Origin of the sequence: Caballeronia udeis (assembly GCF_044909315.1) — a bacterium.
Lineage (GTDB): Bacteria > Pseudomonadota > Gammaproteobacteria > Burkholderiales > Burkholderiaceae > Caballeronia > Caballeronia udeis_A.
Map to the genome: position 1 here is coordinate 25936 of NZ_JBIYEB010000026.1, position 20788 is coordinate 46723.

Genomic DNA, 20788 nt, shown 5'->3' on the forward strand with positions numbered 1-20788 from the left:
CTGCAACCGATCAAACGCGCGGCATGGTAGTTGCAAGATGCATCGACGCTAGCCCCGTAGTTTGTGCTTTCCCCACCAGATTCGAAGGGCGCCGGTACCCGCAACGCCGATCAGCGTGGCCCCCCAAATCGACAGCGTAATGAACTGCCCCAGGTCGATCATACTGGCTGCCGTTGATATGAGCTGAAGGATCACCAGCGCCAGCACAAGTCCGCTGACCCGACCAAATCCGCCGGTCGGGCTCACCCCACCAAGTACGGCCGCTAGAATCGTCACCAGCAGATAACTTTCGCCATAAGCTGCGTTCGCGGAGTCGAATCGGGCCATCATCACCAGTCCGGCGAGTGCGGAAAGGAGCGATGAAAAAAGATACACCCGCATCAGTACTTTTTTCGTATCAACACCGGCGTAGCTCGTCGCCCGCTCGTTCGAACCGATCATGGCGACGCGCAGTCCGAGCGGGCTACGTGTAAGCATGACGCTGACGGGTATCGCGACGGCGACAAACAACAGCAACGCTGCGGGTACGCCGAGCACCAGGCCATGACCGAGGAAGCGAATCGACGCGGGAAACCCCGAGATGACACCTCCATGCGTGAGCCCTACGGCAATGCCCTTGACGACGGTCATGCTCCCCAGCGTCGCGAGAATCGGTGAAACGCGCAGGTAGGCAATCAGCCATCCGTTGACCGTACCGACAAGCGTAGCAACCACGAGGCCTGCCATTAGTGCTCCGATTATCCACAGCGTTGAAGTGAGAACGCTGCTCTCGGGCAATATATGTGTGCACATCCAGGCCATCGCCAGTGCGCTCAGGTTCGCCGTGGCGATGATGGATAGATCTAGTCCGCCCGAGAGCAGGGGTATCAGCATGGCCAGCGAGAGCAGACCGAGCTCGGGAAGTTGGAAGGCCATCGACCGAAAACCGGCCCCACTGAAAAGTTGTGTCCCTGCGACGCTGCCAAAGAAAATCGAAAGCCCGATGAGAAGTCCGAGCAAGCCGATATTGGTCGGCCCGACAGTGGCCCGGATGGTGGCGATAGTCGCAGCAAGCGGGGCGGAAGTTGCCATCGTGCGGCTTTCGTGGTTTGGGTGGAGCAGGCTCATGCGACGGCCTCCTGAAGAACGGCTTTTCGCTGCGCACGTTGTCGTGCCATTGTTGCTACTGCGACAATGATGACGATGCCGGTGCACAGTTCCGACCAATAGGATGAAACGCCCAACAGCGCCAGGCCGTTCTGCAGGACTGCGAGTAGCACTACGCCGAGCGCGGTTCCGGGGACGCTGCCAACACCCCCATTCAGGCTCGCACCCCCAAGCACAACTGCTGCCAGAACGTCCAGCTCACGGCCGACGAGCGCCGAAGGGGAGACCGACTGGACGTATTGAGCGTGCACAAGAGAGGCAATCCCAGCAATCATTCCCATGAAGCAGTAGACGATCAGATTGAGCTGAAAAACCTTGAATCCGACACGGCGTGCCGCTTCTGGATTGCCGCCCATGGCCACGATCTGGCGGCCGACGCTGGTCCGGCTCATCATCCACCACGTGAAGGCGACTACGACCACCAGAGTAATAATCTGAAAATTCAGCGCCTGTTGCGCGCCATGCGGATCTGTGTAAAAGACCCAATGCAGCCCCTCGCTAAACCAGTCCGGCAGGGAATAGATGTCCTGTCCCTTGGTGACACTCATTAGCAGTCCATAGAATAGGCTTTGTGTTGCGATGGTGACAATAATGCTCGACAGGCGCAACGTACTGACCAGCACTGCGTTGACCAGTCCCAGGAGCGCCCCAATGAGAAGGCACACGAGGATAAGGCCAGACCATCCAATCACTCCATGGTTGGCGAGGGTCAAGCCAATGTACTGCGTAATGGAGGCTGTCGCGGCAAAAGATATGTCGACCCCGCCAGAGACGAGGACAACAAGCAGTCCCGTCGCAAGAATTCCGGTGAATGCGGTAGACGTAGCCAAGTCCATCAGGTTCTGCGCTGTCGCGAAGCGAGGCGTTGTGATTGTCAGAATGACACTTAGCAAAACGACTACGCTGAGCAGGCGCGCCTCCGGAACGCTGCGCAAATGGCGCCAATACTCAGCCATGGACTGCCTCCTCAAGGATGTCAGCGCTGGTTTTGCCAGCAATGTGTTCGGAGACGATGCGGCCCCGCCGCATCACGAGGATTCGATCGCTATGAAAAAGCACTTCAGGAATTTCGTCCGAAATCATGATCACCGCCATACCTTGTGCGGCCAGCTCCCGGATGGCTTCGTAGATGCCATCCTTTGCTCCGATATCAACGCCAACGGTCGGACTATCAAGTATTAGAACCCGGGGCTCTGTCGCCAGCCATTTGGCAAGGACGACACGCTGTTGATTGCCGCCCGACAAGGTGGACACCGCGTTGTCGGGATCCCGGGTCTTGATGCGAAGACGTTCTATTCCATGCTTCACAGCCTCGCTGCGCCGCCTGGTGCTGATCAGGCCGAGATTGTTTGTCAGATTGTCCAGCACGGAGACGATGATGTTCGAACCGATGGACTGCTCGACCACGAGGCCGAGGCTCAGCCGGTCTTCTGCCAGATAGGCTATACCGTGCCTGATTGCGTCCCGATTGCTGGCGAGGTTCACCGCCTGGTCGTTGATGCGGATTTCACCGCGGTCGGGTCGAGTCATGCCGAACAGGGAAAGCGCTAGCTCAGTGCGCCCAGATCCGAGCAATCCTGTGACACCCAGAATTTCTCCCGCACGTACCTGTAGTGTGATGTCACCGTATTCGCCGGCGCGGCTCAACCCTTGGGTCGACAAGGCAACGGGCGCGCTACTGTGGTCAAGCTGACGAGGGTGATATCCATAAGCCCGACCGGTCATCAACATCGTGAGTCGTTCGTCATTCATCTCGGTGGCCGGGTAGCAGCCTTGAGAGACGCCGTCGCGCAAAACGGTAACTTGTTCAGCGACTTCCATCACTTCGTCGAGCCGGTGGCTCACGAAGAGGACGGTTACCCCGCGTTCCTGAAGCTGGCGTGTCAGCGCCAGCAGCGCGTCGACTTCGTGACGGGTGAGCGATGCGGTGGGCTCGTCCATGACCACGAGGCGCGCCTGAGCTGCCATGGCTCGGCAAATGGCTACCAGTTGACGCTGCGCAATACCGAGTTCCTCTACTCGTATTTGAGGATCGAGCGCAATACCGAGATGCTCCATAGCGTCTCGTGCTATTTCCCGTATCGCTTTTCGATTTACCTTGTGCCAACGTCCCGCATGCTGCCTGACCGCGATATTTTCCTCGACCGTGAGGTTCGGAAACAACGATAGGTCCTGGTAGATGACCTGCACGCCCAAACGGGTGCTGATAGCGGGCGTGAGGTGGCTAAAGAGGTGCCCGTCGATGGTGATATGACTGCCGGCATCGGGTTGCTCGACGCCGGCAATGATCTTGATCAGGGTCGACTTTCCCGAACCGTTCTGCCCACAAAGACAATGGACTTCGCCACGTTGCAGTGTCAGGCTGACGCCTGCTAGCGCTTGCACGCCACCATAGCGCTTCGACACGCTGTCCAGACGGATGAACGGCATTGCCTGCGTGAAGCCTGCGGGATCGCTCACGGGCTCCCGGACTTCCGGAGACGGGTTCGAGCTCATGTCGATCAGAGACCTTGCTTGATGAGACCGTCGATGGTCGACTTGTTGATGGTCAAGATTCGATCGAGCATCACGACATGGCTGGACTCGTCAACGGTCGCCTTTCCGAGACCCGGTACCTCCATCCCCGACTCGAACTTGGTACCGCCCATGGTCATGTGCGCAACGGCGACCATGGCATATCCTGCGTCCCGCGGGCTCCACAAGAAACCTTCGCGAATCACTCCAGCCTCGATAAGCGACTTCGCCTGGGAAGGAATCACCGTGCCAACGAGTGCGACCTGCTTTTGCAGCCCGCGTTGGCGCAGCACGTTCCCAACCCCGATGGGGCCGTTCGATCCCATGGAGACGATGCCGCGGATGTCCGGATAGGTCTGGAGTATCTCCTGCGCGACGCGCGTGGACTGATCAATGAGGTCAGCACCCGGGAATCTGTCTGCAACCTGGTGCATTTTGGGAAAGTGAGCCTTCTGATAGGCGACGGCGGCATCCGCCCACTGGTTGTGGCCAGTCGTCGTTAGCGTTCCCACCAAAATCGCGTAACCCCCTTCGCCGCCCATTTCGCGTGCCAACGACTTCATCTGCGCCTCGCCGTACGCCTGCGAACTCATCAGTTCGACGTCCCACGTTTTGCCCTGCTGGGTGGCGCCTTCCTGGGTAATCACGATGATTCCCGACTTGCGTGCGAGTTGCACGACTTGCTCGGTGACTCGGGTATCGAGTGGCACGAGACCAATGACGTCAACCTTGCGGGCGATCAAATCTTCAATCAGTTTGACCTGTTGCGCGGGATCGGGGGTCGCGGGCCCCGTCATTGACGACCGAATAGAGTATTTGGCGGCTGCCTCGTTGAGGCCCTGGTTGAGGATGTTGAACCAGGGAACACCGGCTTCCTTCACTACGGTGACCATCGTCTTGGTTTCAGCGGCCCAGCTCAGGGAGGGAAGATCCCACAGACTGCTGCCAAGCACCGTACCGCCCAGCACGGTAAGGCATTGTCGACGATTCATGAGGTTTCCTAATCTAGTGAGTTTTTCGAGAAATTCGTAACCCCTGAATGTCTCGACATAGTCGGCCGCGGTGGACGCCCACAGGCGGTTGCGGGGCTCTGGTCGGTAGTACAGCAAAAACTCTATTCGGACTTAACTTTACCAAATGTTAATTTATAGTGAAGTGGTAAAAACCCTTGGACTAACCGCGCGACGCGCAACGAGTTGCCGTGGCACTTCGTCGACAACTTACTAAACGCCATTAAACAAGGAGCTATATCAAGAATTTCGTCCATTGTTGTACAGATGCCGTCGGCGCATCAGGTGAGTGAGGCAGTGTAAGTTCAATGAACATGACGCACGAAACTTTACTATAAAGATATTTGTGGTGAAAATATGCGAACCTCGGGCATGGGCCGCGAGGGAAATAACTGAGGCGCAACCGTGCATACCTTTGAAATTCATCTCAGCCCGGATCAGTTCGATATTCCAGGCCGCCGGGTGGTCAGCAGTGACGTCTTCGAGGTCGAGCTGTTTCGCTATGAAACGGGAGTGCCAGGGGTTCGCCTCAAGAACAACCGTGGCTTCCTGGAGGTATTGCCTTATTGCGGACAGATGATCTGGAGCGCGCAGTTCGATGGTGTGAATCTCACTATGGGGAGCCCATTTCTGGCGCCGCGGCCGACGCAGGATCTTCTCGCCACTTACGGCTGCTTTCTGTACCACTCGGGCATTCTGCGCAACGGCAATCCTGGCCCGGAAGACGACCATGCGTTGCACGGGGAAATGCCGTGTGCGCCGATGGAGAATGCGAGACTAACTATCAGTGCCGATGAACGCGGCCCTTGGCTTGAACTGAGTAGCGAATGCGAATACCTGCGCGGCTTTGGCGATCGCTATCTGGCCCGCCCGGTCGTTCGTTTGCGACCGGATTCCGCCTGTTTCGAGGTGCGGATGGCGGTGCGCAATCTGGGGAGGGAGCCAATGGATCTGATGTACATGTGCCATGCAAATTTTGCATTTTTGCCAGACGGTCGCCTGATTCAACCCGCTCCGTTTGATGCTGCGCATACAGCAATACGTGCGGCGGTCCCGGCGATCGTCAAGTCGAGTCCCATCTATCTGGGGCGACTCGAGCAGATGGAACAAGACCCTTCGGTAACTGAGCGGCTGGACGAAGTTGCGCTTTTTGATCCCGAACTCGTCTTTTATCTCAGAGGGCTGCGCGAGAACGAAGACGGACTGACCCGCTTCATGCTGAAAGATGTCGATGGATCGGCGTTTTGCGTACGTTATCGACAGAAAGAGTTTCCGCACGCGATCCGCTGGTTATTGAAGAACAACCGTGCACAGGTGGCTGGGTTTGCCATGCCTGCGACCTGTGAGGTAGAGGGCTATACGGCGGAACGGCGCAAAGGCTTCGTCCGTCAACTGGCGGGCGGCGAGTCAGCGACGTTCTCGGTGGAGTTGGGTCATTTAACTCAGGCCGAGGCGTTTGCCGAAGAGGCTATGATTTGCGGCGCCTGATCCGGTTCAAGCGATCGGGAGGGCCGCCTGATCAGCAGCATGCACGCGCTGCAGCCTGTAAGCTTGGCCTTCGCACTCAAGTCTTGGGCGGGCGAAAAGCTCAAGGTAATTTACTAATTAACTTTATACGGTAAAGAAGTGTTGTCGCTTGTCGGAAGGCGGGCCGGCACAACGCATCACTTTCACAGGTAGCGCTCACACATGCAAAACAACGAGATTCCCGCGCATCTGGTTGGCCCCAGGTTGCGCATGCTGGCGACTGCTCTCACGCCCCTCGAGAACGCCTTTTTACGAACGATCCTCGACGCCGATTTCATTGAGACTACGCCGCTGAAAGATGTTGCTGATCGCGTGGGTATGTCGGAGGCCATGGTCGTCAAGACGGCAAAAAAATTTGGCTTCTCGGGGTTCCGGGAATTGCGACAATCGGTGGCCGCGTATAACCGTTTGCCGGTCAACGAGATGCACAAGGAACTGCTGCCAACGGACAGTTCAGCGGAAATACTCACGAAGGTATTCCGCACCGCAATAAAAGCGCTTGAGGAAACACTCGCAATTCTTGACATTCAAGCATTCGATAAAGCGGTTACCTTATTATCTGGTGCCCGACAGCGGGACTTTTATGGGCTCGGCGGCTCGGCGCAAATCGCGCGTGATGCAGTGCACAAATTTCTTCGTATCGGCATTCGGTCCACGGCCTACGACGACACTCACTTGATGCTGATGTCGGCCTCTCTGCTCACCCAAGAAGATGTTGTGCTTATCGTCTCCCACTCCGGCCAGACGACCGCTGTGATCGAGGCCGCCAAGGTGGCGCAGTCGAACAAGGCGTCCATCATCGCCCTGACCAATTATTCGGACTCGCCGTTGGCCGGACTGTCTGATGCCGTGCTCTGCTCGACTGCCCAGGGCTCTCCATTGATGGGTGAGAACGCGGCTGCCCGCATTGCCCAACTGAACATCATCGACGCCCTGTTTGTCGCCACCGCGCAACGCGACTATGCGACTGCAGAGAACAACCTCGCCAGTACGATGGGCGTAGTGGCGCATAAGCGGCGCTAGCGGAGCACTGCTACCTCTCCGAGATCGATGTAAACCCTCATAACTTTACTGTTGACTTGATTGTAGTAAAGTTGTGAGAATGCATACACGATCAAACACGACGGGAGTAAGCATGAAATTCGCAGCACGATTGAACTCTTTTGGCACGCGGCCCGAATTGCAGTGGCCCGGCCTGAGCGGCAAACCGACGGTCCTGCAACTGTTGGAGCGCGCCAGGACGGTGAAGGGTCTGACGCACGTCGACTTGAACTATCCGAACCATTTTCGTGATGCAGACGCCCGCACCCGGGCGTCCCAGCTTGATGCGCTGGGACTCAAGCTGAACGGATTCGCCATGCGTTACTACAGCGAACCGGAGTTCCGGCGCGGTTCACTGACCCATCCGGATCCGGCGACTCGCCAGGCCGCGATCGATCTGGCCAAGCGCGGTCTGGATGACTTGCGTTCATGCGGCGGATCACTGATGACGTTCTGGCCAGGCCAGGATGGGTTCGAATATCCCTTCCACGTCGATTACCAGAAATTGTGGGACCTGCAGGTCCAGGGCATTCGCGAGCTCGCGGAGCACGCACCAGACGTCACGTTCAGTCTCGAGTACAAGCCGAACGAGCCGCGGGCATTTTCGCTGCTGAACAACGCAGGCACGACCCTGCTCGCTATCAAGGAGTTGGGACTTAAAAATTTGGCCATGACGCTGGACTTCGGTCACGTGCTGTATGCCGGTGAACAGCCTGCCTGCACCGCCGCCCTCGTGAGCAAGCACTGCCGGCTCGCCGGGCTCCACCTGAACGACGCATACGGCCACCGTGACGACGGCATGATGGTCGGCTCCGTTCATACAATTCAAACAATTGAACTGCTCACGCAACTGGTGCGCGATGGATACGAAGGTGTCATCTACTTCGATACCTTCCCCGATGCTATCTCCCTCGATCCTGTCGCCGAAACCGAGGCAAACATCAAGACTGTCAATGCAATGATGAGCATCGCCAGGAAACTGGCCAATAACGAAGAGCTGCGTGCTGCGGGAGAAAAACAAGACGTCCTTACGTCACAGCGAATCGTTCAGACGGCTTTGTTCGGTCCGGCATACGCCTGAGCCTGAACGGGCTCGTTTGCCAGTGCATGGGCCCGGCAATGCGCTAGTCGAATCCAACTAACAATCGATAATGCCAGGAGACAGAACATGAAAAAATATTGGCGCATAGTGGCGTCACTCGCGTTTTTCCAACTGATGCACACGGCCAGCGCGGACACCCTGAAGCCACTTGATTCTGACCGTGAGCCAGACCGTATCGAATGGTCGCAGCTGGGTGCGAAACTGGGCCCGGTACCCAAGCCCAAGGCAGGCACGCGGATTGGGGCTGTCGCGAAGACCATGACCAACGAATACTGGCGTCTTCTTGGTGAAGGATACAAGGCAGGAGGAAGCAAAAACGGCGTTCAGGTTGACGTCCAGGCGGCACAGAGCGAAGGTGACCAGCTAGGCCAGCTCGCAATTGCCGAGAACATGCTGACGCGGGGCTATGCCGAGTTGTTACTCTCGCCGCAGACCGACGCAAACCTGCGGCCGGTGCTCGGTGAGGCCGCCAAGACGAACGTGCCCGTCATCAACGTCAACGACGCTGTCATTCCATCGGCGGAACACTACATTGGCAATGTGCAACGCGATAACGGCGTTCGCGCAGCCCGGTGGTATATCCAGAATCGCCCGGCCGGCGGAAAGGTTGCCGTCATTGAGGGCATGGCTGGCGTGTACGCTGCGGTGCAAAGGACCGATGGCTTCAAGTCCACACTTAGCAAGGAGTCGACCAAGTTTACGGTGGTCGCGAGCGTCCCCGGGAATTGGGACCGTCAGACTTCCTATGACGCAGCGACCAACATTGTGCAGCAGCACCCCGATCTGGTCGGTATCTACTGCAATAACGACACGATGGCGCTCGGTGTGGTCGAGGCTGTCAAGGCCGCCGGCAAGCTCAATCAGATTGCCGTGATCGGCACGGATGGAACCAGCGACGCATACAAGTCAATCCTTGCGGGCGAGCTGACTGGTACAGTCGATTCGTTCCCGGTGCTGACCGGTGAAGTGGCAGTTGAAACTGCGCTGCGCGTCCTCGGCGGCCAAAAAGTTCCGCGTGTCGTAGCGACGCCGCAAGCCCTGGTGACCAAAGCGAACTACGCTCGTTACAAGACGGGCGGTGAAGATGCTCAACGCAAGGCATTGATCGAGGACAGCACGAAGCAGTAACACTTAGCAGTGCGCCGGGTCGTTCGCCCGGCGAGTGGCAGGTCGGCAACCGGTCGAGCTCATGAATACGTCCTACGCGCTTCAGCTCAGTAATATCAACAAACAGTATCCCGGCGTCAAGGCCCTGACCGACGTGCACCTGCGCGTCAGTCAGGGAGAGGTCCACGCGATTGTCGGTGAAAACGGCGCGGGTAAGAGTACCCTGCTGAAGGTGATCTCAGGTGTGATCAGCCCAGACAGCGGAGAGATTTTTCTCGACGGAAAAGCGGTCACCCTCAAGTCCCCGAAAGACGCGAAGCGGGCCGGCATCGCGATGATCCACCAGGAACTGCAACTCATCCCGGAACTCAATGTGGTCCAGAACCTGTTCCTGGGTGCGCCACTCGTGCGCCGGGGACGGCTGCTTGACCGGGCCGCCATGTTCGAAAGAGCGCAAGCGGTGCTTGCGCCACTCGATCCTGCGATTCCGCTCGCTGCGAAGATCCGGCAACTGAGTGTCGCGCAAAAGCAGATGGTAGAGATCGCGCGAGCTCTGCTTGCCAACGCTCGCGTGATTGCGATGGACGAACCCACGTCGAGTCTCACCCCCACGGAATTCGAAAAGCTCGCCGGTATCATTCGTCAACTCTCGCAGCAGGGCGTGGCGATCATCTATGTCTCGCACAAGCTAGACGAAATATTTGAGGTATGTTCCCGGGCCACCGTGCTGCGTGACGGCAAATTCATCGATGAGCTGGCTTTGTCGGAAGTGACGCAGCAACAACTGGTTCACAAGATGGTCGGGAGGGAGTTGAGATCGTGGCCAAAACGGGAATATGACCGCGCGGATACGGTGCTGTCCGCGCAGTCGTTGTCCTGGGGCGAACGCGTACGGGATGTCTCACTCACGCTGCACAAGGGCGAGATACTCGGGATCGCGGGACTGGTCGGCGCCGGACGAACCGAACTCGTAAGGCTGCTTGCTGGCATCGAGCGAGCCGACAAGGGCGAGATTCACAAGAACGGCAAACGCCTCAGGCTGCGGTCCGCGCGCGATGCGATCAAGGCCGGAATCGCGCTCGTTCCGGAGGAGCGAAAGGTAGACGGGATAATTCCCATGCAGTCGATTTTTTCGAACATCTGTCTTCCTGTGTTCGACAGGTGGACCCGGGCGGGGCTGGTGCGACGCGGGGCACTACAGTTACGCGCGACGGCGCTCGCACAGCAGGTGAACCTGCGACCACCCAAGCTGTCACGAGCGATCCGCCTGCTCAGCGGTGGCAATCAGCAGAAGGCCATCATCTGCCGATGGTTGAACTCAGGTGCCGACGTGCTGATTTTTGATGAGCCTACACGTGGCGTCGATGTGGGCGCCAAACAGGAAATTTATCAGTTGATAGAACAGATTGTGAACGACGGTCGCAGTGTGATCATTGTCTCGTCCGAGCTCGACGAAGTCATGCGGCTGTCTGACCGCTTGCTGGTCATGCAGTCCGGTCGTATATCGGGGGAACTGAAGAGCGATGAGTTTTCCGAAGCAGCGATCATGACGCTCGCCATTCCCCACGAAGTGACTTCGCAACCGTCTTGATGGAGCTGACATGAGTTCTCGAGTTTTCAGTGATACAGGATCTCCCGTTTCGGTCCGTGACCTCGGAACGTTGATCGGTGTCGTGCTTATTTTTGCAGCCTTTGCCTTCGTCGCTCCGTCGTTTCTGAATGCCCAAAACCTTATCAACATTCTTCAGCAAAGCGCCATCAATGCCTGTGTCGCGGTCGGCATGACAATCGTCATTATCAGTGGCGGCATCGATCTGTCGGTCGGTCCGGTCGCGGCACTTTCGGCAGTCGTCGCCGCGACATTGATGGTAAAAGGTCTGCCGCCTTCGGTCGGTTTCGTTGCTGGCGTGCTGGTTGGAACCGTATGCGGTTCGATTAATGGAGTAATCGTTGCCTACTGCGGTCTGCAACCTTTCATCGTCACGCTCGGCACTCTGAGCATCTATCGCGCGTTGGCGCTCATTTTCACGGACGGCAATCCGGTCCTCGGCATTCCCGACGCGTTTCGTAATGCGCTGTCGGCAACATTCTTTGGTCTTCCAATGTCCGTCGTCATCGTCGCCATCGTCGCGATTCTGGCGTGGGTGATGCTGCGCAAGATGCCGCTGGGCGAATACATCTTCGCGGTCGGCGGCAATGAAGAAGCAGCGCGGGTCGCGGGTGTCCCGGTCGAGCGAACGAAAATCTTCGCGTATTCGATCAGCGGCGGACTCGCTTCGCTGGGCGCGCTGATTGTGGTCGGGAGGCTCGGTGCCGCAGAGCCGGTTCTCGGCAATCTGTGGGAACTCGACGCGATTGCTGCGGCAGCCATCGGGGGGGCGTCGCTTCTAGGGGGCAAGGGCGGTGTGATCGGTACCCTGCTTGGGGCGATCATCCTCGGGGGAATGCGCAACGGCCTGACGCTGATGAACGTCCAGGCGTTCTATCAATTGCTGGCAACCGGGGTGGTGATCCTGCTCGCCATGATGGTGGACAGGCTGACACGCGGGCGGCGATAGACGGTGGGTGAAATCCGGGATACCGGTTCGCCGAATCGATCAGTACGATACATGAATTAGAGGCATGGCATGAGTGAGTCAGTTGCTGTTCTGGGAAGTCTGCATATGGACGTGTTGGTGAGCGCCGCGCGGTTGCCGACGCTTGGCGAAACGCTGATCGGAAATGATTGGTACCAGACTCCCGGCGGTAAAGGCTTGAACCAGGCGGTGGCGTGTGCCCGTGCCGGCGCCGCGGTCGCGATGCTAGGCGCCGTCGGTAACGATGCCTTCGGGGACGCGTTGTTGGCGCACCTCGAGAGCCAAACGATCGGCGTCAACGGGGTGGCGCGCGTCCCGGGCGCGCGGTCCGGGATGAGTATCGTGGTGCGAACCCCAGACGACTATGCTGCAGTCGTATCCTCTCAGGTGAACGCCTCGTTGACGGAAGAGATGTTGCTGGCGTGGTCGAACACGCTTTCATCGACGGATATTCTGGTGCTTCAGAACGAAATTCCGGAAACCGTCAACGTGGCGGCAGCGGCTCTGATACGGAAACGTGGCGGTCGTGTTGTCCTGAACGCAGCCCCTGCAAGAGCCTTTTCTGAGGCAATGCTCGCACAAACGAGCATTCTCGTCGTCAATGCAGTAGAGGCTGGCATGATGGGCGCCGACCCGGTCGAGGACCTCTCGTCTGCCTGGAACGGGTGCAGAAAGCTCGGCGAGCAATTCGGATGCGCGGTCGTTGTAACCGCTGGCCCGCATGGCGCCGCGTGGACGGATCACATGGCTGACTATGGAACAGTTGCGGGCGAGAGAGTTGACGTCATCTCATCGCATGGAGCGGGGGATACTTTCATCGGACATCTGGTTGCACAGTTGGCAAGCGGGGCGCAGCTCGGCCAGGCGGTCGCCATCGCGAACAGGCAAGCTGCAGTTTTCGTGTCGACGCCTCGAACAATGGCAGTCGCAGCGTGAGCGAGCCGGCTTTTAGTCCATCGACCCCTATCAACGGGGCAGTTCCGTTCGATGCGGTGTTATTCGATTGTGATGGAACATTGGTTGAGTCGGAACCGATTACGTTTCGCGTCCTCTCCGACATGTTGCACACGGCTGGGTGGAAAATAACTGCCCAAGAGTTCTCGGAGCTCTTCCTTGGACAATCTGTGAAAAGTCGGTTCGATCTCATTCGATCGAGGACAACAGTCGTGGATATCGAGGCCTGGTATCTCGATTACCGCGACAGACGCGATCAGGCATTATCGCGGGAGGTTGCTGCCACTCCTTTTGTCAGGGACGTCGTGAAGCATCTGGCGTGGCACTCAGTTCGACTTGCTGTAGTTTCTGCCTCGAGCCGATCCAAGATCGCACTACAACTTGACAAGGTTGGACTGACTGGCTGGTTCGGTGGCCACATCTACAGTGGACAACACTCGCGACGAAATAAACCGTGGCCGGACGTGTACCTTGAGGCCGCATCGTTGTTGGGTGTCGATATAAGACGGTGTGCAATCGTGGAAGATTCTCCTTCCGGGGTATTGGCAGGAGTGTCTGCGGGCGCGACGGTGTACGCGTACAGTCCGTCGCACCGCGAACCAAGTCAATGCGGCAGACTGCTCGCAGCAGGCGCGAAGGACGTGTTTGGAGATATGCGGATGCTTAAGCGCCTGTTGACCGGAACGAGGATGGTGTGACAGTAGGGCGGGGAGAACCAACCCTGTCGTGCCTTGCGGACAGCCAGCTCAACGTGAGGTGATGTGAGGTTGTAGTGCACGCAGCCAGCAGGCAATGGCGACCGCGCCACCATCCGGCGAACCGAGCGCGCGGGCGCCGAGATAGCTGGCCCGCCCGGCGCGCGGCGACATGTGCGCCGTATCCTGCGCGCCGGACTCCGCCGCGCTCACTGCGGCCGCCCACGCTTCAGCGGCATTCAGGCCACCCTTTAAACCCCCATCGAAAGCCTCGATAGCCGGCACCAGGGCATCAAGCATGGTGCGATCTCCTGCCTTCGCTCCGCCCAGTTCACTGATAGCGTCGGCGGCGCTCCTGAATGCAGCGGCCCAATCCTGAGCGGTCGGTTCAGCTGCATTCGCCAAGCTGCGCGAAGCGCGCACCAGCGCAGTAGCGTAGAACGGCCCGGAGCTTCCAGCGATTGCCCTTCGCAAAGCAGTGCCCAGTGTTGCAAGTGCACCGCTCGGAGTCGTCAAAGCGTTCGTTGGGACAGCCACGATCGCATCCGCTGCGCGCTTCATGCTTGCTCCGAGATCACCGTCGCCGGCCTTCGAGTCGAGATCCGTCAGGATCGCTTCATTGGCGATCAGCGCGTGCGCAACCGCGTCCAGCGCGGGCTTCAATCTCTGCGCCCAGCCGGCATCGTTTTCATGGGTGACCGTGCTGTTGGGCTCGGACGTGAGGTTCGATGTGACCGCGATCCGCATGCGTATGCTTTGATTCACCTTCCCGCCACCGGGCCATGAACGAGACTCGGTTTCCGAATCCAGCAACGCCAGCCGTTCATCGTCGACGCGCAGCACGGAGATGGAGCAACCAGGCATATTGAGGGCCGAGAGCAGCGTGCCGCACCACGCTCGCTCGACCGTCACATTGCGGCGGGTGAGATTGTTGAACGCGGCGCGAAGCACAACGGCCAGTTCCATATCGGGCGTGGCGCCAAGTCCGTTCACCAGCAGCACGACACGCTCGCCGCTCTTGATCGCAAGATCTTCAATGATGTTTGAAAGCAATGTCTCGGTCAGTTGGTCAGCAGGCATTGGAGCCGTACGCTCCACGCCTTTCTCGCCGTGAATACCGAGTCCAAGCTCGATCTCGTTGTCCGCCAAGCGGAAGCCGGCCTTGTCCGCACCCGGTAGCGTGCATCCGTCGAGCGCGACGCCCATCGTCCCGAGATTGGCACAAGCTTCGCGGGCAGTTGCGGCTACTTGAGCCAGTGGAACGCCACGCGCGGCCATAGCGCCTGCAATCTTGTGCACGAGCACCGTACCTGCGATGCCACGGCGCTGATTGCGCTGGGATTGGGCGCGAAGTGACACGTCATCGGCCACGGTCACTATTTCGACCGGAATTCCCTCTGCTCTGGCAAGCTCCGCTGCAAGTCCGAAATTGAGCCGGTCTCCCGTGTAATTCTTCACAATCAACAACGCACCGTTCGGACCGGACGTTGCGCGGATCGCTTCGAGAACGGCGTCCGTGGGCGGAGAGGTGAACACTTCGCCGCACACGGCGGCGCTGAGCATGCCGGCGCCGACGTACCCCCCGTGCGCTGGTTCATGCCCGCTTCCCCCGCCGGAAATGATGGCGACGGGGCGCTCCGAGGGCGTCGGCAGTCCTCGTCGGACAAGAACGTTTTCATCCCCAAGGATAGCGGCATGCGGCGTCAGGCGAGCAATCCCCTCAAGCATTTCGCGGACAACTTTTGACGGGTCATTGAGAAGTTTTTTCATGGCTGGAGGCAGTAAAGTTTTTGGGTCGACCGGTGCGGAGTCCGCCGCACGCACTCATGCACTGACAAGCGCAGCACGGGACTCAGCGAGCGGGGCAGCGAGCACGGAACGCTCCGTCTCGACTTCGAACGCGTGGGGCGCGTCAGACTTATGCTGCAACGTGATCATCTTGCCAATCTCAAGCCCGGGCCGCCGCTCGAATTGAGCAACGACCATGGAACTGCCGACCATCACCTGGACCATAACCTGAGAACCCAGCGGCTCGACCAGGTCGATACGCCCCTGCATCCACCCGCCTGCGGACTTCCTGAGACTGTCGCCGTCCGCCGCAGGAAAGAGATGCTCGGGACGAATGCCCGCGATGACCTTCCGGCCCGGCAACTCCTTGAGCGCCCGGGCCATACCGTTAGACGCGCGAAGCTGGAAACTCGCTCCTCGCATCAGTTGACCGTCGCCCTCTACCGTTGCTTCCAGAAAGTTCATCGACGGGCTTCCGATGAAACCAGCGACAAACCGATTGATGGGCTCGTCATAGATTCGCTGAGGCGTGTCGATCTGCTGGGCGACGCCGTCGCGCATCACAATGATCCGATGCCCCATGGTGAGCGCTTCCAGCTGATCGTGCGTCACGTAGAAGGTCGTGACCTTGAGTCGCCGGCACAGCTTTGTGATTTCGCCGCGCATGTCCACGCGCAGCTTCGCATCGAGGTTCGACAGCGGCTCATCCATGATGAAGATCCGCGGTTCGCGGACAATTGCACGCCCAAGGGCAACGCGTTGCCGCTGCCCGCCGGAAAGCGCTGCCGGTTTGCGCTGCAAAAGCGGCGTCAGCGACAGTGAATCGGCAACGGTACGCACGCGCTCGTCAATACGCGCCTTGGGCCACTTGCGGACCTGCAGGCAAAACGCCATGTTTTCATACACGCTCAGATGCGGATACAGCGCGTAGTTCTGGAAAACCATGGCGACGTCCCGATCAGTCGGCGACAGGTTCGTCACGTCCTGGCCGTCAATGAGTATCGAACCCCCGGTTGCCTCTTCAAGTCCGGCGATCATGCGCATCGTCGTGGATTTTCCGCAGCCGGAGGGACCGACGATCACGATGAACTCACCGTCCTCGGTAGTGAGATTAAGCGATTCAACGGCGTCCACGCCACTGAATGTCTTCTTGAGATTTCGAATTTCAACGACAGCCACGTTTGTCTCCTGAATGGGGTGTTGCCAGCCCTTTGCCGGTCCGTCAGGAACCGGCACGCTGGCCGCTAGGCGGTCCGCTTTTCCTTAAATCGATCGAGCCGCTCCCGGAACTCCGGGTAGTACTGCTCGTAAATCTCTTGCCATTCCGCGAGCGGCTGGATAAACCGAACGTGCCGCTGAAAGGGCAGCCGGGTCTCTGATGGCTCGATCGCATCGCGGGCGATCAAGGCGGCGCCGAGCGCAGTCAGCTCGCTTTCCTCGACTGAGGCGACTGCCTCGCCGAAGACGCTCGCGCGCAGTTGCAGGAGAGCATCGGAACGGGCCCAGCCGCCGACTGCATAGATTGGGGTGGCCGTTGAACCGGTGTCCCGGATTGCTTCAAGCATCCGTCGAGCGTACAGACATCCTGATTCGAGTGCTGCCCTGAGCTGCACAGCGTCGCCGTAAGGCGCCGAGTTTGTTGCGGGGTTGAGGCAACGTTTCAACGCCTCGCTAATGTCCCAGGCGGTGCTCGGCTTTCCGGGCAAACGGCCGCCGGCAAGAAATGAACTCAATGCGACGCCCGAGTCGCGTGCGCGAAAAGGCTCCAGTGCAGCCGAAAACTCATAAACCCCAAGACAGGCGACACCGGGCGTGCCTAAAGCCGGTACGGAAAACGCCACGAAGGGATCAGCGCGCGGCTCAACGTTCTCGATCTCCGTGTACATGAGATTGGCGGTGCCCAGGGAGTCCACCAATGCCTGCCCGTTCAAACGCCGTACCGCAGAGGCGGCGATCGGATGGTCATGCCCGCCGGCCACGATAAGCGTGTTGCCGGCTGCCGCTCCACTCTCGAGCAACGGACCCGCTGCAACGGTTCCGACTACGGTGCCGGCGGCGAGAACGGGAGGCAGTGGAGGCGCTCCGCACGCGCCGAGCATGGCGGGCATCCACGTGCGACTGAAGACGTCATAACAAGCGGTGCGGGCCGCAAGCGTCTCACTGATGAACGGCGTGCGGCTCCACCAGGCGGCCGCGTAGTCCGTCAGCGCCAACCACAGTCCCGCGTCCCGCATGACCTCGGGGCGATTCTCGCGAAGCCACAGCCACTTCGCCGCCGTGCGAGACGAATCGATCGAAACGCCTGCGCGTGTTGACTCACCTGCGGACTCCCCAGCGAAGTCACGCAGTCTTTGGCTTTCGTTGTCGGCACGGTTGTCAAACCAGGGGATTGCCAGGTCAAGTGGCCGCAAATCGTCGGATACAGGAACCCCATCTTCGCCAACGCCCGTGATCGAGATCGCGCGCAGAGGAGTCGCGGCACCGGTAGCACGCCACCCTTCGATAACCAGGCCCTCAAGCGTGGCAACAAGCACCGCGGCGTCCGTTGCTGGCAGGCCGCCGTACATGCTCCGCGGAACAGGAATCGCCTTGGTCCATACGGAACGCGCTGATCTATCAACGAGGATGACCTTTACATTGGTCGACCCAACGTCAATTCCACATACAAGAGAATCCATTTCTAGCCTTTGCCTCTCGTCTTCTCTTGCACAAATTGCATCGGAATAAATCGCTTCGTGGCCATTTGAATCCCCATTGACGACTCAGGCGAAGCTCAGTTGCGTCTTCACTGCATGCCCCGACTCCATGCTCTTTACGGCCGCGGCAAAGTCCCAGACGGAAAAGGTGTCGCCGATCAGTTTGGCGGCTTGTTCAGAAATGTCGGACATGAGGTCAACTGCCCCCGCAAACTGATTCGCCAACGAGTTCGAACCGATAATGCGCAGTTCGTGTTCGTATATAGTGAACGGATTGACATCGACTTTTGCATCGACGCCGTGTACTCCGACCTGCACCAGCACGCCTGTCTTGCGGACAAGTCCCAACGCCTGGCGCAACGCCGGCATGGCGCCCGCTGCTTCGAAAATCACTTCGTATCGTTCGTCGCGTATTTCGTCCGGCGACACGGCCCTGTTCGCGCCGACTTCAACAGCGATCGCATGCTTCGCGGGGTTGGGGTCGACGACCGTCACATCGGCCGCACCAAAATGCTTCGCGATGATCGTAATAAGCAAGCCCATTGTTCCCGCACCCATCACCAGCACACGCCGGTCCTTGATGCCCTGGGCGGACTCGACCGCGTGCAGCGCGCAAGCGAGTGGCTCGATGAGCGCGGCCACGCCATGTCCGATGCTCTCCCGTACAACAAACGCGTTGCCGCCAGGAACGGCCACTTGCTCCGCCGCCGCGCCGGGACGCCCGACTCCAATGGGCATGAGCGCATTGCACAGATGCGGTTTGTTTTCACGGCACCATTCGCAGTGTCCGCACGAGACGTTGGGGTTCACTGCGACGAAGTCGCCTTCCCTGATACCGCTCACATTGCGCCCGACCGCCAGCACGTGCCCGGCGAATTCATGCCCGGGTGTGACCGGGTAGTTCGTTCCGGGAAATCCGTGTTGGCAGATGTGGAGATCGGTTCCGCAAATTCCGCACGCAACGGGTCTGACTATGAGTTCGTCTGGCCTTAGTGTCGGAGCGTCGAGCTCGACGACGTCGATCATGTGGTTGCTTCCAATACGGACAGCGCGCATTTCGAATCCTCAAGTGTTAGATCAGGAAAGACTATTTACCGAACCGCGCCGAAGGTCAGACCGCGTGTGAGGCTTTTCTGAGCCAGCCAACCCGCTGCGACGACCGGGATGTTCAAAAGCGTTGCGACCGCGGCGACCTGGGCTGTGTACAGTTGACCGAAACTCAAGAACTTTTGCAGGAAGACCGGCAATGTGCTGACTGTCGTCGTGAGATTGACCGCGAGGAAAAACTCATTCCACGCAAAGATGCCGCAAAGCAGCGCAGTGGAAGCGAGGCCTGGCATGATCAGCGGAACGACGACCAGCAGCAGCTCCCGGAAGAACCCAGCGCCATCAACGCGCACAGCATCGAAGACCTCAACCGGGATCTCGTTCATGAACGATCGGATCATCCATATCGCGAGCGGCAGATTCATCGACGTATAGACCACGATCAGGACGGAGGCGCTATTCAAAAGCCCGAGGCTCTGCGCGACCAAATAAATGGGTACGATCCCTGCTGCGATCGGCATCATCTTTGTCGAGATGAAAAAGAACAAAACATCGCGCCATTTTTCCACCGGCCTCACACACAGGGCGTAAGCCGCCGGGACCGCAAGGCAGATCACGATGGCGGTCGATATCCCCGTGGCCAGCACCGAGTTGATCGCGAACGAAGCGAATTCGTCGTCGAAGATCCGGCGGTAGTGTTCCAGGGTAGGCGTGAAAAACAGCAGCGGAGGTGAGCTGACGGCATCCTGCTCGGATTTGAAACTTGTCAGAACCATCCACGCGATCGGTGCGAACATGGCCAGAGCGCCGAGCCACGTCAACACAGTTATCAGCGCATTGAATGCGCCCTTGCCGACTTTGGTGTTCATGCGCGGCCTCCGGTGCGGAAGATACCGGCGACGACTTTCAGCATCGGCATCACCAAGGCGATGGCGATCGCGAGCGAAATGATGCCGTAGGCCGATGCCTGGCCGAGATCAAAGGCGCTAAATGCCTCGAGATAAACGTAGTAGGACAGGTTTGTGGTGGCGTATGCCGGGCCCCCTGCGGTGAGCGTGGCGATAGCAGCGAAATTCTCAAGCACATACATGGACGCGAGGAGCGCTGTCAGCTCGAAAAACGGCCGCAGGTGCGGCAACATCAGGCGGCGAAACGTGAGCCAGCGTCCGGCGCCATCAATGGCTGCCGCCTCGGTCACTTCGACGGGGAACGACTGCATGCCGGCAAGCAGGATCAGCAACGCGAACGACGACCATTGCCAGGCTGTGAGAATGATGATGGACAGGCGAGGGTATTCGCTGACCCAATTGATTTTGCCCAAGCCAAGCGCCGCAGTGGACCAGCCAAGGAGGCCGAACGTCGGGTCGAAGAGGCCAGCCTTCCAAAACAGCGCGGCGGCCACCGGCATCACGAAAAACGGCGTGATGGCGAGGGTTCTGGCAATACCGCGGCCCAGGAAGTTCCGCTGCAGGCCCAGCGCAAGCAGCGTCCCGATCACAATGGCGCCGGCGACGATGCTGAGCGTCATGCCGGCCGTATTGGCGATGGCTTTCAAAAAGACCGGATCGGCGACGGCACCCACGTA

Annotated in this window: 18 protein-coding genes; 8 read left to right on the plus strand and 10 right to left on the minus strand. The window is 59.0% G+C overall.

Annotation, left to right across the window (positions count from 1 at the left end; all coding sequences use genetic code 11):
• Positions 1–48: 48 nt before the first annotated feature.
• Genes ABH944_RS32460 through ABH944_RS32475 form a run of 4 tightly spaced genes read right to left on the minus strand, consistent with a single transcriptional unit; the run spans position 49 to position 4652 of the window.
• Entirely contained in the window at positions 49–1107 is a 1059-nt protein-coding gene (locus ABH944_RS32460) for an ABC transporter permease (protein WP_404611352.1), read from the minus strand.
• Positions 1104–2102: an ABC transporter permease gene (locus ABH944_RS32465; RefSeq protein WP_404611353.1), complete on the minus strand. Its 999-nt coding sequence runs from the start codon at positions 2100–2102 to the stop codon at positions 1104–1106. Before ABH944_RS32465 ends, ABH944_RS32460 begins: the two co-directional genes overlap by 4 nt.
• Positions 2095–3606, minus strand: a complete 1512-nt coding sequence (locus ABH944_RS32470) for a sugar ABC transporter ATP-binding protein (RefSeq protein ID WP_404611354.1) — start codon at positions 3604–3606, stop codon at positions 2095–2097. Before ABH944_RS32470 ends, ABH944_RS32465 begins: the two co-directional genes overlap by 8 nt.
• 41 nt (positions 3607–3647) lie before the next feature.
• Entirely contained in the window at positions 3648–4652 is a 1005-nt protein-coding gene (locus ABH944_RS32475; protein ID WP_404611355.1) for an autoinducer 2 ABC transporter substrate-binding protein, read from the minus strand.
• 423 nt (positions 4653–5075) lie between these two features.
• Between ABH944_RS32475 and ABH944_RS32480 the strand changes: the two genes are divergently transcribed.
• The 8 genes from ABH944_RS32480 to ABH944_RS32515 all read left to right on the plus strand — a co-directional run bounded on the left by ABH944_RS32480 (position 5076) and on the right by ABH944_RS32515 (position 13675).
• Positions 5076–6158, plus strand: a complete 1083-nt coding sequence (locus ABH944_RS32480; protein WP_404611356.1) for a DUF4432 family protein — start codon at positions 5076–5078, stop codon at positions 6156–6158.
• A 201-nt stretch (positions 6159–6359) separates the two neighbouring features.
• Positions 6360–7220, plus strand: a complete 861-nt coding sequence (locus tag ABH944_RS32485; RefSeq protein WP_404611357.1) for a MurR/RpiR family transcriptional regulator — start codon at positions 6360–6362, stop codon at positions 7218–7220.
• 112 nt (positions 7221–7332) lie between these two features.
• Positions 7333–8319, plus strand: a complete 987-nt coding sequence (locus ABH944_RS32490) for a sugar phosphate isomerase/epimerase family protein (protein WP_404611358.1) — start codon at positions 7333–7335, stop codon at positions 8317–8319.
• Positions 8320–8406: 87 nt separating this feature from the next.
• Positions 8407–9468 (plus strand): sugar ABC transporter substrate-binding protein, encoded by a 1062-nt coding sequence (locus tag ABH944_RS32495; protein WP_404611359.1) that lies wholly within the window; start codon positions 8407–8409, stop codon positions 9466–9468.
• A 61-nt stretch (positions 9469–9529) separates the two neighbouring features.
• Positions 9530–11038 (plus strand): sugar ABC transporter ATP-binding protein, encoded by a 1509-nt coding sequence (locus tag ABH944_RS32500; protein WP_404611360.1) that lies wholly within the window; start codon positions 9530–9532, stop codon positions 11036–11038.
• A gap of 70 nt (positions 11039–11108) precedes the next feature.
• Positions 11109–12005: an ABC transporter permease gene (locus tag ABH944_RS32505; RefSeq protein ID WP_404611361.1), complete on the plus strand. Its 897-nt coding sequence runs from the start codon at positions 11109–11111 to the stop codon at positions 12003–12005.
• A 69-nt stretch (positions 12006–12074) separates the two neighbouring features.
• The gene (locus ABH944_RS32510; protein ID WP_404611362.1) at positions 12075–12959 is read left to right on the plus strand and encodes a PfkB family carbohydrate kinase; all 885 of its coding nucleotides are present in this window, start codon (positions 12075–12077) and stop codon (positions 12957–12959) included.
• A gap of 56 nt (positions 12960–13015) precedes the next feature.
• Positions 13016–13675 (plus strand): HAD family hydrolase, encoded by a 660-nt coding sequence (locus ABH944_RS32515; protein WP_404611485.1) that lies wholly within the window; start codon positions 13016–13018, stop codon positions 13673–13675.
• 48 nt (positions 13676–13723) lie between these two features.
• On the opposite strand, the gene ABH944_RS32520 is transcribed toward ABH944_RS32515, so the two are convergent.
• The 6 genes from ABH944_RS32520 to ABH944_RS32545 all read right to left on the minus strand — a co-directional run bounded on the left by ABH944_RS32520 (position 13724) and on the right by ABH944_RS32545 (position 20785).
• Positions 13724–15442: a dihydroxyacetone kinase family protein gene (locus tag ABH944_RS32520; protein WP_404611363.1), complete on the minus strand. Its 1719-nt coding sequence runs from the start codon at positions 15440–15442 to the stop codon at positions 13724–13726.
• Between the two features lie 54 nt (positions 15443–15496).
• Positions 15497–16639 carry an ABC transporter ATP-binding protein gene (locus tag ABH944_RS32525; RefSeq protein WP_404611364.1) on the minus strand — a complete coding sequence of 381 codons (1143 nt, stop codon included), beginning with the start codon at positions 16637–16639 and terminating at the stop codon, positions 15497–15499.
• Positions 16640–16704: 65 nt separating this feature from the next.
• Complete coding sequence (locus tag ABH944_RS32530) at positions 16705–18138, minus strand: FGGY-family carbohydrate kinase (protein ID WP_404611365.1); 1434 nt, start codon at positions 18136–18138, stop codon at positions 16705–16707.
• An 84-nt stretch (positions 18139–18222) separates the two neighbouring features.
• Positions 18223–19182 carry an alcohol dehydrogenase catalytic domain-containing protein gene (locus ABH944_RS32535; protein WP_404611366.1) on the minus strand — a complete coding sequence of 320 codons (960 nt, stop codon included), beginning with the start codon at positions 19180–19182 and terminating at the stop codon, positions 18223–18225.
• Between the two features lie 65 nt (positions 19183–19247).
• A complete protein-coding gene (locus tag ABH944_RS32540; protein WP_404611367.1) occupies positions 19248–20072 on the minus strand; it encodes a carbohydrate ABC transporter permease in 825 nt (274 codons plus the stop codon).
• Entirely contained in the window at positions 20069–20785 is a 717-nt protein-coding gene (locus ABH944_RS32545; RefSeq protein WP_404611368.1) for a carbohydrate ABC transporter permease, read from the minus strand. Before ABH944_RS32545 ends, ABH944_RS32540 begins: the two co-directional genes overlap by 4 nt.
• Positions 20786–20788 lie beyond the last annotated feature (3 nt).